Source organism: Niveispirillum sp. BGYR6 (assembly GCF_027568365.1).
Classification (GTDB): Bacteria; Pseudomonadota; Alphaproteobacteria; order Azospirillales; family Azospirillaceae; genus Niveispirillum.
In genome coordinates this window covers 286,514-297,947 of the sequence record NZ_JANLNL010000001.1, presented here as the reverse complement: position 1 = coordinate 297,947, position 11,434 = coordinate 286,514, and the positions used below count along the sequence as shown (strand labels likewise).

Annotated in this window: 10 protein-coding genes; 5 read left to right on the top strand and 5 right to left on the bottom strand. The window is 67.0% G+C overall.

Going from position 1 to position 11,434, the window contains the following annotated elements:
- Nucleotides 1-2: 2 nt before the first annotated feature.
- Genes cbiE through cobM form a run of 3 tightly spaced genes read left to right on the top strand, consistent with a single transcriptional unit; the run spans nt 3 to nt 2,448 of the window.
- Entirely contained in the window at nt 3-1,253 is a 1,251-nt protein-coding gene (gene cbiE, locus PCJ49_RS01250) for a precorrin-6y C5,15-methyltransferase (decarboxylating) subunit CbiE (RefSeq protein ID WP_269909341.1), read from the top strand.
- Nucleotides 1,247-1,675: a cobalamin biosynthesis protein gene (locus PCJ49_RS01245; RefSeq protein WP_269909340.1), complete on the top strand. Its 429-nt coding sequence runs from the start codon at nt 1,247-1,249 to the stop codon at nt 1,673-1,675. Before cbiE ends, PCJ49_RS01245 begins: the two co-directional genes overlap by 7 nt.
- A complete protein-coding gene (gene cobM / locus PCJ49_RS01240; RefSeq protein ID WP_269909339.1) occupies nt 1,672-2,448 on the top strand; it encodes a precorrin-4 C(11)-methyltransferase in 777 nt (258 codons plus the stop codon). The genes PCJ49_RS01245 and cobM overlap by 4 nt, the downstream gene beginning before the upstream one ends.
- On the opposite strand, the gene PCJ49_RS01235 is transcribed toward cobM, so the two are convergent.
- Entirely contained in the window at nt 2,403-3,533 is a 1,131-nt protein-coding gene (locus PCJ49_RS01235; RefSeq protein ID WP_269909338.1) for a cobalt-precorrin-5B (C(1))-methyltransferase, read from the bottom strand. The genes cobM and PCJ49_RS01235 overlap by 46 nt on opposite strands.
- A gap of 29 nt (nt 3,534-3,562) precedes the next feature.
- Between PCJ49_RS01235 and cobA the strand changes: the two genes are divergently transcribed.
- Together cobA and PCJ49_RS01225 are read left to right on the top strand one after the other, a co-directional pair.
- Complete coding sequence (gene cobA / locus PCJ49_RS01230; protein ID WP_269909337.1) at nt 3,563-4,348, top strand: uroporphyrinogen-III C-methyltransferase; 786 nt, start codon at nt 3,563-3,565, stop codon at nt 4,346-4,348.
- Nucleotides 4,348-5,661, top strand: coding sequence for a cobyrinate a,c-diamide synthase (locus tag PCJ49_RS01225; RefSeq protein WP_269909336.1), 1,314 nt, complete (start codon nt 4,348-4,350; stop codon nt 5,659-5,661). Before cobA ends, PCJ49_RS01225 begins: the two co-directional genes overlap by 1 nt.
- 6 nt (nt 5,662-5,667) lie before the next feature.
- Here PCJ49_RS01225 and PCJ49_RS01220 read toward each other — a convergent pair whose 3' ends face one another.
- The 4 genes from PCJ49_RS01220 to PCJ49_RS01205 form a co-directional block, all read right to left on the bottom strand.
- Complete coding sequence (locus tag PCJ49_RS01220) at nt 5,668-7,656, bottom strand: acetyl/propionyl/methylcrotonyl-CoA carboxylase subunit alpha (RefSeq protein ID WP_269909335.1); 1,989 nt, start codon at nt 7,654-7,656, stop codon at nt 5,668-5,670.
- A complete protein-coding gene (locus PCJ49_RS01215; RefSeq protein ID WP_269909334.1) occupies nt 7,653-8,432 on the bottom strand; it encodes an enoyl-CoA hydratase/isomerase family protein in 780 nt (259 codons plus the stop codon). The genes PCJ49_RS01220 and PCJ49_RS01215 overlap by 4 nt, the downstream gene beginning before the upstream one ends.
- 13 nt (nt 8,433-8,445) lie before the next feature.
- The gene (locus PCJ49_RS01210; protein WP_269909333.1) at nt 8,446-10,053 is read right to left on the bottom strand and encodes a carboxyl transferase domain-containing protein; all 1,608 of its coding nucleotides are present in this window, start codon (nt 10,051-10,053) and stop codon (nt 8,446-8,448) included.
- 195 nt (nt 10,054-10,248) lie between these two features.
- Nucleotides 10,249-11,421, bottom strand: a complete 1,173-nt coding sequence (locus PCJ49_RS01205) for an isovaleryl-CoA dehydrogenase (protein ID WP_269909332.1) — start codon at nt 11,419-11,421, stop codon at nt 10,249-10,251.
- Nucleotides 11,422-11,434: the final 13 nt, after the last annotated feature.

Below are 11,434 nucleotides of genomic sequence, written 5' to 3'. Positions count from 1 at the left end.
TGATGGCGGGTCCGGCAATGGAAAATCCGGCGGATCATGCCGCCCCCACCCCCTGGCTGTCCATCATCGGCATCGGGGAGGATGGGCCAGATGGTTTGGGCATCGCTGCGCGTGAAGCCCTGGCCGCTGCCGAACTGGTGTTTGGCGGCAAGCGTCATTTGTCGCTGGCGGCATCGCTGATCCAGGGGCAGGCGCACCCCTGGCCCAGTCCCTTTGCTGATGGCATCACCGCCCTGCTGGCCGCACGCGGGCGGGTGGTGGTGGTGCTGGCATCGGGCGACCCGTTCCTTTATGGGGTGGGGGCGACACTGGCACCGCATCTGGCGGCAGGGGAATGGATCGCCTATCCGGCCCCGTCGGCCCCCGCCTTGGCCGCCTCCCGACTGGGCTGGCCGCTGGCCGATGTGGACATCGTCAGCCTGCATGGCCGCGATATCACCCGCCTGCGCCGGCATCTGCACCCCGGCCAACGCCTGTTATTGCTGACCAGCGACGCAGCAGCCCCGGCAGCCATCGCGCAGATGCTGGTGGCGGACGGGTTCGGCCCCTCCCAACTGACCCTGTTCAACCGTTTGGGCGGGCCGGCAGAAAGCCGGGCCGATGGCCGCGCGCGGGATTTCACCGGTATCAGCGCCGATCCGCTGAACCTGCTGGCCGTCACCTTGGTGGCGGAACCGGCGGCAAACCTGCCCCGGCTGACGCCGGGCCTGCCGGATGACTGGTTCCAGCATGATGGGCAGATCACCAAGGCCCCCGTCAGGGCGCTGACCCTGGCCGCCCTCTCCCCCCGCCGGGGAGAATTGCTGTGGGATCTGGGGGCAGGGTCCGGCTCCATCGCCATTGAATGGTGCCTGCGTCATCCGGCCCAGCGCGCCATCGCCGTGGAACGCCAGCCCGACCGCACCGCCCGCATCGCCGAAAATGCCCGCCGCTTCGGCGTGCCCGATCTGACCATCATCAACGCCGACAGCACCGACGCCATCGCCACCCTGCCCACCCCCGATGCCGTGTTCATCGGGGGCGGTGCGAAAGCGGGCCTGCTGGCGGCCTGCCGTGAGGCGCTGAACCCCGGCGGGCGGCTGGTGGTGAATGCGGTGACGCTGGAAACAGAGGCTTTGTTGCTGGCCGAACATGCCGCCCATGGCGGCAGCCTGCTGCGGCTGGACATTGCCCAGGCCGCCCCCGTCGGCCCGTTAACAGGCTGGCGACCCGCCATGCCCATCGTGCAATGGCGCTGGGAAAAACCATGGTAGGCCGCCCCCTGATCGCCGGCATCGGCTGCCGCCGGGGCACAACGCTGGAAGCGCTGTCCAGCGCGCTGGACGGTGCCCTGGCCAGTGCCGGGCGGACCCGCGCCGACCTGACGGCCCTGGCCAGTTGGGCCGGCAAGGGGGACGAACCCGGCCTGCTGGCCCTGGCTGAGGGCTGGGGTTTGCCCCTGCATCTGCTGGATAGCGACGCCCTCACCGCCCAGCCGGTCAGCCAGCCCAGCGCCGCCGTCACCACCCTGACCGGCCTGCCCTCTGTCGCCGAAGCCGCCGCCCTTGCCACCGCCGGCCCCAACGCCCGCCCCCTGCTGCCCCGCCATGTGGCCGGCGGGGTGGTGGTGGCCTTGGTGGAGGGAGCCACCCCTTTACCAAAACAGCATATTTCCACGCCTGAGGCTCGCCCATGACGACCATCCATTTCATCGGCGCCGGCCCTGGTGCGGCGGACCTGATCACCGTGCGCGGGCGTGACCTGCTGGCAAGGTGTGAGGTCTGCCTTTATGCCGGCTCGGTCGTCTCACCCGAGGTTTTGTCCTGGTGCCGGCCCGGCGCGCGGCTGGTGGATACCGCCCCGCTGGACTTGGATGGCATCGTGGCAGAGTTCCAGCGTGCCCAGGCCGATGGGCATGATGTGGCGCGGCTGCAATCGGGCGACCTGTCGATCTACAGCGCCGTGGCGGAACAATTGCGGCGGCTGGACCAACTGGGCATCCCCTACACGCTGACACCGGGGGTGCCGGCCTTTGCCGCTGCCGCCGCCACGCTGGGCCGGGAACTGACGGTGCCGGGCGTGGCGCAAACCCTGGTCTTGACCCGCATGTCGGGCCGCGCCTCGGCCATGCCGGAAGGCGAAAAGCTGGCCGCCTATGCCGCCACCGGGGCCACGCTGGCCGTGCATCTGGCCATCCATGTGCTGGATGCGGTGGTGGCGGAGGCCCTGCCGCATTACGGCCCCACCTGCCCGGCGGTCGTGGTTTTCCGCGCCTCCTGGCCGGAGGAACGGGTGATCAAGGGCACGCTGGCCGATATTGTGGAGCAGGTGCGGCAAAGCCCGCCGGAACGGTCCGCCCTGATCCTGATCGGCCCGGCGCTGGATGTCGGGGATTTCCGCGAAAGCGCCCTTTACAGCCGCGATTATGACCGGCGGTTCCGCCCCACCGCGTCCGGGAAGGGTGCATGAGCCAGCAGCACGCCTTGCCGGTCGAAGGCCAGCACCTCCACCAGAACGCCGCTGCCCTCCAGAGCGGCGGCCACCACATCGCGCGCCTCCACCGCCACAAGATCGGCCATGGCCCCCGCCTGCGCACCGGCAATCACCAACGCTTCCCCCGCCCCGGCAGCACTGCGGATCAGGGCGGTGCGTTCAGCCTCCACCCCGCAGCGGGCGGCGATCTCGGCCAGCCGGTCCAGATCGACCCGCCCGCGCTTGGAATGCAGATCCATCAGCCCCTGGCCCAGCTTCACCATCTTGGCGATGCCGCCCGCGATGGACAGCCGTTCCACCGGATGCCGGCGCAGATATTTCAGCAGCCCGCCGACAAAATCCCCCATATCGATCAGGGCATGTTCCGGCAGGCCATAAAACGCCTGCACCGCCGCTTCGGAGGTGGAACCGGTGCTGGCGGCGATGTGGCGCAGGCCCAGCGCGCGGGCCACGTCCACCCCACGATGAATGCTGTCGATCCAGGCCGCACAGGAATAGGGCACCACGATCCCCGTGGTGCCCAGAATGGACAGGCCACCGACAATGCCCAAGCGCCCGTTCAGGGTGTGGCGGGCCAGTTCCTGGCCATTTTCCACCCCAACCTCTATATCAAGATCGGGCTGCAACCCGTTGTTCAGGCTGGTCAGTTCAGCACTGATCATGCGGCGAGGTACCGGATTGATCGCCGGCTCCCCCACCGCCAGCGGCAATCCGGGCCGCGTGACCGTGCCCACGCCGTCGCCGGCCAGAAAGCGGATACCGGCCCCGCCATCCTGCCGGGATCGCACACGGGCCCAAACCAGGGCCCCATGGGTAACATCGGGATCGTCGCCGGCATCCTTCACCACCGCAGCCATGGCCTCCCCCTCGCCCAGCGCCTCCCGCGCCAGGGCAAAGGCCGGTTGCTGGCCGCCCGGCAGGGTGATCTGTACCGGGTCGGGGAACTGCCCGGTCAGCAGCGCCTGATACGCCGCCTTGGCGGCGGCGGTGGCGCAGGCCCCCGTCGTCCAGCCATGGCGCAGCGGACCTGTGGGTTTGGGCTGATCGGGATCATCATTCATAAGGGCTGCTATAATCGCAGGGCCGCATCATGACCAGTATTCTCCAGCACCTCGCCCATCTGCAAGGCGGCCATTTGCCGGAATTCACCCCCGGCAGCGTCTGGCTGGCCGGGGCCGGGCCAGGCGATCCGGCGCACCTGACCCTGGGCGTGGCCACAGCCCTGCATCTGGCCGATGTGATCGTGCATGATGCGCTGGTGGATGATCGCGTGCTGGCCCTGGCCGCCCCCGGTGCGGTGCTGGAATTTGCCGGCAAGCGCGGCGGCAAGCCATCGGCCCAGCAGGCCGATATCACCAGCCGGCTGATCGAGCTGGCCCGCCAAGGCCGCCGCGTGCTGCGCCTGAAGGGCGGCGACCCGTTCATTTTCGGGCGCGGCGGGGAAGAGGTGGCGGCCCTGATTGCCGCCGGCATTCCCTTCCGCGTGCTGCCGGGCCTGACCTCGGGCCTGGCAGCGCTGGCCCTGTCGGGGATGCCCGGCACCATGCGTGGAGTGAACCAGGCCCTGGTGCTGGCCACCGGCCACGGGGCCGACGGGGAGGGTGCGCCGGATTGGGCAGCCCTGGCCCGGCTGGATCAGCCGATTCTGATCTATATGGGCATGAAGAACCTGCCCATCATCGCCGCCGCCTTGATGGAAGGCGGGATGCAGGCGGACAAGCCCGCTGCCGCCATCGCCTGGGCAGGCACGGATAAGCAGCGCCGTATCACTGCAACCCTGGCCACCCTGGCCGACACCGCCGCACAGGCAGGCCTGGAAGCCCCCGCCATTCTGGTGATCGGGGATATTGCCGCAACCGATTTCAGGGGTTTGTGATGAAGGGATTGATCGTCGCCGCCCCGCGTTCGGGTTCCGGCAAAACGCTGGTGACATTGGGGCTGATGGCAGCGGCCCGGGCGCGCGGGCTGCGCGTGGCCGGGGCCAAGATCGGGCCGGATTATATCGACCCCGCCTTTCACACGGTGGCCACCGGCCTGCCCAGCGTGAACCTGGATGGCTGGTCCATGCCGCCCGCCCTGGTGGATGCACTGGCCGCCCGACAGGCGGCAGAGGCCGATATCGTCATCATGGAAGCGGCCATGGGCCTGTTTGATGGCGTGGCTGCGGAACCGGGGCGCAGCGGCGCCGGGGCCGATCTGGCGGCAAGGCTGGGCCTGCCGGTGCTGCTGGTGCTGGATGTTTCCGGCCAGTCGCAGACGGCGGGGGCGCTGGCATTCGGCATGGCGCGGTTCGATCCAGCGGTGAAGGTGGCCGGCGTCATCGCCAACCGGGTGGCGAGCGACCGCCATGCCCAGCAGGTGGAACAGGGCCTGGCCCGTGCCGGCCTGCCTTTGCTGGGCCGCATCCCGCGTGACAATGATCTGGCCGTACCCGAACGCCATCTGGGGCTGGTGCAGGCTGGGGAGATTGCGGGGCTGGAGGCGCTGCTGGCCAAGCTGGGGGAAAGACTGGCGGTGGCGGTGGACCTGGATGCGCTGCTGGCACTGGCCGGCCCCATCCGCACCCAAGTGCCGGATGCCGGCCACCTGATCCCCCCGCCGCCCGGCCAGCGGGTGGCCGTGGCCCGCGATGCCGCCTTCAGCTTCCTTTATCCGCATCTGCTGGAAGGCTGGCGAATGCGCGGGGCGGAACTGTCTTTCTTCTCCCCCCTGGCCAATCAGGCGCCACCAGCGGATGCCGATAGCTGCTGGCTGGCAGGCGGTTACCCGGAACTGCACGCCGGAGCGCTGGCAGCGGCGGAGAATTTCCGCACCGGGCTGGCCGACTTCGCCCGCACCCGCCCGGTGCATGGGGAATGCGGCGGCTACATGGTGCTGGGCCGCACGCTGGAGGATGCGGACGGGGTGATCCACCCGATGGCCGGCCTGCTGGACCATGCCACCAGTTTCAAACGCCGCAAACTGGCCTTGGGCTATCGCCGCGCCGAACTGCTGGCCGACGCCGCCCTGGGACCGGCAGGAATGCGACTGCGCGGGCATGAGTTCCACTATGCCACCGTCAGCGAACCGGGCCACGACCAGCCGCTTTGCCGCCTGCACGACGCCACGGGCCGCGACCTTGGCCCCGCCGGTGGCGTGCGCGGGCGGGTCAGCGGCAGTTTCCTGCATGTGATCTGTGGGGAAGGGTAAGGGGGGCTACGCTGCCTCAAACCCCACAAGTTCCAAGCCTTCGGCCACCTGATCGCCCACCTGATAGCGCAGATGCGTTACCGTGCCGTCGGCGGGGGCCTTCAGCGTATGTTCCATCTTCATCGCTTCCAGCACGATCACCGGCTGGCCCTTGGTCACAACCGCCCCTTCTTCCACCAGCAGGGCAATCACCTTGCCCGGCATCGGGGCGGTCAGGCGGCCGTGGCTGCCGGCATCGCCATGGCTTCCGGCATGGGGGTCAACCAGCAATAACCGGTAGGTGCCGCCGGCATGGAACAGGGTTGCCCCCTCCCCATCCCGTACCCAGCGCGCCGTCAGCCTTTGGTCATCCAGGCGCAGGGTCAGGGTGCCGTCGGCGGCCAGGGCGGCATCGCGCACCTGCATTTCCCGCCCGCCAGCCTGGATCACAAAGCCATCACGCCGCCAGCCGATGGTGACGGGCAAACGCTCCGCCGCCTCGCCCGGTTCACGCCATTCAACCTTGTCCAAGGCTGGCAGGTTCAGCAGCAAACCACCCACCGCATCCCACGGGTCAGCAGCCCCTGCCCTGTGGCGGGACAGTGCCAGTCCCAGGCTGGCGAGCGCCAGTACATCCGCCGCCGGGGTCGCGTGCGGCGGCAACAGATCGTCGCCGTAACGGTCAATAAAGCGCGTATCCAAATCCGCCGCCAGAAAGCCCGGATGGGCGGCGATGGCGGACAGGAACGGCACGTTGGCGTTCAGTCCGCCAATTTCCGTTGCCGCCAGCGCCCGGCGCAACCGCTGCACGGCGGACGCACGGTCACGGTCCCAGACGATCAGCTTGGCGATCATCGGATCGTAATGGATGGAAATGGCGTCACCCGCCCGCACGCCCGTATCCACCCGCACATGCGGCCCCGCCTCGGGGAAGCGCAGATGGTTCAGCCGGCCCGTCTGCGGCAGGAAGCCCTTGGCCGGATCTTCAGCGTAAAGCCGCACCTCAATGGCATGGCCGTTGATCGCCAGTTGGTCCTGGCGCAGCGGCAGGGGTTCGCCTGCCGCCACCCGCAATTGCCATTCCACCAGATCCTGGCCGGTGATCGCCTCCGTTACCGGATGTTCCACTTGAAGACGGGTGTTCATCTCCATGAAATAAAAAGAATTATCGCTATCCAGCAAAAACTCCACCGTGCCGGCACCGACATAGCCAATGGCCTTGGCCGCCGCCACCGCCGCCGCCCCCATGCGGGCGCGGATGGCGGGGTCCATGCCGGGGGCCGGCGCCTCCTCCACCACCTTCTGGTGCCGGCGCTGGATGGAACAATCGCGCTCGAACAGATAGACGCAATCGCCCTGACTGTCGGCGAAGACCTGGATTTCCACATGGCGCGGGCGGGCCAGATATTTTTCGATCAGCACCCGATCATCGCCGAAGCTGGCCTTGGCCTCCCGCTTGGCGGACGCCAGTGCAGCAGGGAACTCCGCCGCTGATTCCGCCACCTTCATGCCCTTGCCGCCACCGCCGGCCGACGCCTTGATCAGCACGGGAAAGCCGATGCGCGCGGCCTCTGCCGCCAATAACGCTTCATCCTGGTCAGCGCCGTGATAACCCGGCACCAGGGGCACGCCGGCCCCTTCCATCAGGGCCTTGGCTTCTGACTTGCCGCCCATGGCGCGGATGGCGCTGGCCGGTGGGCCGATGAAGACCAGCCCGGCAGCCGCCACCCCATCCGCAAATGCCGCGTTTTCCGACAGAAAGCCGTAACCGGGATGGATGGCATCCGCCCCCGCCGCCTTGGCCGCCTCAATGATGCGCTCGCCGAGCAGATAGCTTTCACGCGCCGGGGCTGAGCCGATATGCACCGCCCGGTCGGCCATGGCCACATGCATTGCATCGGCATCCGCATCGGAATAAACCGCCACGGTGGACAGGCCCAGCCGGCGGGCAGTGCGGATCACCCGGCAGGCGATCTCACCCCGGTTGGCGATCAGAACAGAGTTGATCCGGCTCATTTCACCCATCCCGGTTTGCGCTTGTCAAAGAAACTGGCCAGCCCTTCGCGGCCTTCATCCCCCGCCCTGGCATCGGCGATGCGAGCGGCAGTGTCGGCAACCATGGCATCGGTCACCGGACCATCGACCACGCGGATCAGGTCTTTGGCCGCCGCCAGTGCCAGCGGCCCGCCGGCCAGCAGATTGGCAATGTGACGTTCGGTGGCAGCGTCCAGATCGTCTGGCCCCACCACCTCATGCACCAGTCCCAACCGATGGGCTTCCCCAGCACCGAACCGCTCAGCGGTCAGGAAATAGCGCCGGCAGGCCCTGGCCCCCATCGCGGCCACCACATAGGGGCCGATGGTGGCGGGGATCAGACCCAGCCGCACCTCCGTCAAGGCAAACTGCACGGCATCGGCGGCGATTGCGATATCACAAGCCGCCACCAGCCCCACCGCCCCGGCAAAGCAATGGCCGTGGATCACGGCCAGGGTCGGCTTGGGGCATTCATTCAGGGTGCGCAGCATGGTGGCCAAGCCCATGGCGTCGGCGACATTTTCCTCCCGGCTGTAGCTGGCCATCCGGCGCATCCAGTTCAGATCGCCACCGGCGGAAAAGCTCTTGCCCGCCCCGCGCAGCACGATGACGCGCACGGCGGGATCATTGCCCAACCGCTGGAAAATGCCGGTCAAGTCGGCAATGACCACATCATTGAAGGCGTTATGTACCTCCGGGCGGTTCAGCGTGACGGTGGCCACACCGCGCGGATCGATGGATGTAATGATATCGCTCATCGCCATTCCCCCATCACATCCGGAACACGCCGAACTTCGCCGGCGGAATGGGCGCGTTCAGCGCCGCCGACAGGGACAGGCCCAGCACGTTACGCGTATCGGCAGGGTCGATGATGCCATCATCCCACAGCCGGGCAGAGGCGTAGTAGGGATGGCCCTGGCGTTCATATTGCTCCCGGATCGGGGATTTGAACGCCTCTTCCTCCTCGGCACTCCAGTCCCGGCCCTGCGCCTCCAGCCCGTCGCGGCGCACGGTGGCCAGCACATTGGCCGCCTGCTCGCCCCCCATCACGGAGATGCGGGCATTGGGCCACATGAACAGGAAGCGCGGGTTAAAGGCGCGACCGCACATGCCGTAATTGCCGGCCCCGAAACTGCCGCCGATGATCAGCGTCAGTTTCGGCACATTGGCGCAGGCCACCGCCGTCACCAGCTTGGCCCCATCCTTGGCAATGCCGGCATTTTCATATTTCCGGCCCACCATGAAACCGGTGATGTTCTGCAAGAACAGCAGCGGGATTTTGCGCTGGCAGCACAGTTCGATGAAATGGGCACCCTTCACGGCACTTTCGCTGAACAGGATGCCGTTATTGGCGATGATGCCGACCGGCATCCCCCACAGCCGGGCAAAGCCGCAGACCAGTGTCGTGCCATAATTGGCCTTGAACTCATCCAGTTCAGAGCCATCGACGATGCGGGCGATGATCTCCCGCACATCATAGGGTTTGCGGGTATCGGTGGGGATGATGCCGTACAGGTCTTCCGCCGGATAGAGCGGTTCGCGCACCGGCCTGATATCCATCTCCGGATTCTTCACCCGGTTCAGGTTGCCGACAATGCGCCGCGCAATGCCCAGCGCGTGGCCGTCATCGCTGGCCAGATGGTCGGCCACGCCGGAGATGCGGGTGTGAACGTCGCCGCCGCCCAGATCCTCCGCCGACACCACCTCCCCCGTTGCCGCCTTCACCAGGGGCGGGCCGCCCAGAAAGATGGTGCCCTGGTTCTTCACAATGATGCTTTCATCCGCCATGGCGGGCACATAGGCCCCGCCCGCCGTGCAGGAACCCATCACCACGGCGATCTGCGGCACACCATTGGCCGATAGCGTGGCCTGATTATAGAAGATGCGGCCGAAATGGTCGCGGTCGGGAAATACCTCATCCTGATTGGGCAGGTTGGCCCCGCCGCTATCCACCAGATAGACGCAAGGCAGGTTGTTTTCCCGGGCAATATCCTGGGCGCGCAGGTGTTTTTTCACCGTCAGCGGGTAATAGGTGCCACCCTTCACGGTGGCATCATTGGCGACGATGACGCATTCCTGGCCCGACACCCGGCCGATGCCGGTGATGATGCCGGCGGCGGGCACATCATCAGCATAGACCTGATACGCCGCCAACTGGCTGAATTCCAGGAACGGCGTGCCGGGGTCCAGCAGGGTGCGCACCCGGTCTCGCGGGGAGAGCTTGCCGCGCGCCAGATGCTTGGCCATCGCCTTCTCTCCCCCGCCCTGGGCGATGCGGGCGACGGTGGCGCGCAGATCATCCACCTGGGCGCGCATGGACGCGGTGTTTTCCGCAAAGGCCGGGCTGCGCGGATCGATAGCGGTGGGGAGGATGGGCATGGGGGGCCTCGCATCAGTAGAAGGTTTCCCTCCTCCCGTCATCCCGGCGGAAGCCGGGACCCAGGGTCCACAAGCCCGACCGTTTCAGTGGACCCGTGTAGCAGGGGGAAGCGCTGGCACTTGTGATCCTGGGTCCCGGCTTTCGCCGGGATGACGGAAAAGGCGGTCACGGTGAAAAGGTGGGAACCGCCACCCTCAAACCGTCTCGCGAAACAGCTCCCGCCCGATCAGCATCCGGCGGATTTCGCTGGTGCCGGCACCGATCTCATACAGCTTGGCGTCACGCAGCAGCCGGCCGGTGGCGTAATCATTGATATAACCATTGCCACCCAAAATCTGGATTGCATCCAGCGCCACCTGGGTGGCCTTTTCCGCCGCCAGCAGGATAGCGCCCGCAGCATCCTTGCGGGTGATGCGCTTGGCATCCGCCGCCCGGCCCACGGCATAGACATAGGCGCGGCAGGAATTCAGCGCGACATACATGTCCGCCACCTTGCCCTGGATCAGTTGGAACTCACCGATCGGCTGGCCGAACTGCTGGCGTTCATGGATATAGGGCACGACGATATCCAGGGCCGCCTGCATGATGCCCAGCGGCCCCGCCGCCAGCACCGCGCGTTCATAATCCAGGCCGGACATCAGCACCCGCACGCCGCCATTCACCTGGCCCAGTACGTTTTCTTCCGGGATTTCGCAATCCTGAAAGACCAACTCGCCCGTGTGGCTGCCGCGCATCCCCAGCTTGTCCAGCTTCTGCGCACAGGAGAAACCTTTGAAATTCTTCTCCACCAGAAAGGCGGTGATGCCCTTTGGCCCAGCCGCCGGGTCGGTCTTGGCATAGACCACCAGCACATCGGCATCCGGGCCGTTGGTGATCCACATCTTGGTGCCATTCAGCACATAGCGATCGCCACGCTTATCGGCCCGCAGCTTCATGGACACCACGTCCGATCCCGCCCCCGGCTCGCTCATCGCCAGCGCCCCGATGAAATCGCCGCTGACCAGCTTGGGCAGATAACGCGCCTTCTGGTCCGCATTGCCATTCAGGCGGATCTGGTTGACGCAGAGGTTGGAATGCGCGCCGTAGGACAGGCCGACGGAGGCCGAGGCGCGGGAGATTTCCTCCATCGCCACCATATGCTCCACATAGCCCATGGCAGCGCCGCCATACTCCTCCTCCACCGTCACGCCCAACACGCCCAGATCACCCATCTTCTTCCACAGATCCATGGGGAACTGGTCGGTGCGGTCGATCTCCGCCGCGCGCGGTGCGATCTCATTGCCAGCGAAGGCGGAGACGGCGTCGCGCAGCGCATCCGCCGTTTCGCCAAGACCGAAATCGAACGGGGCAAGGCTGTTGCGCAGCATGGGCGTTTCCTCA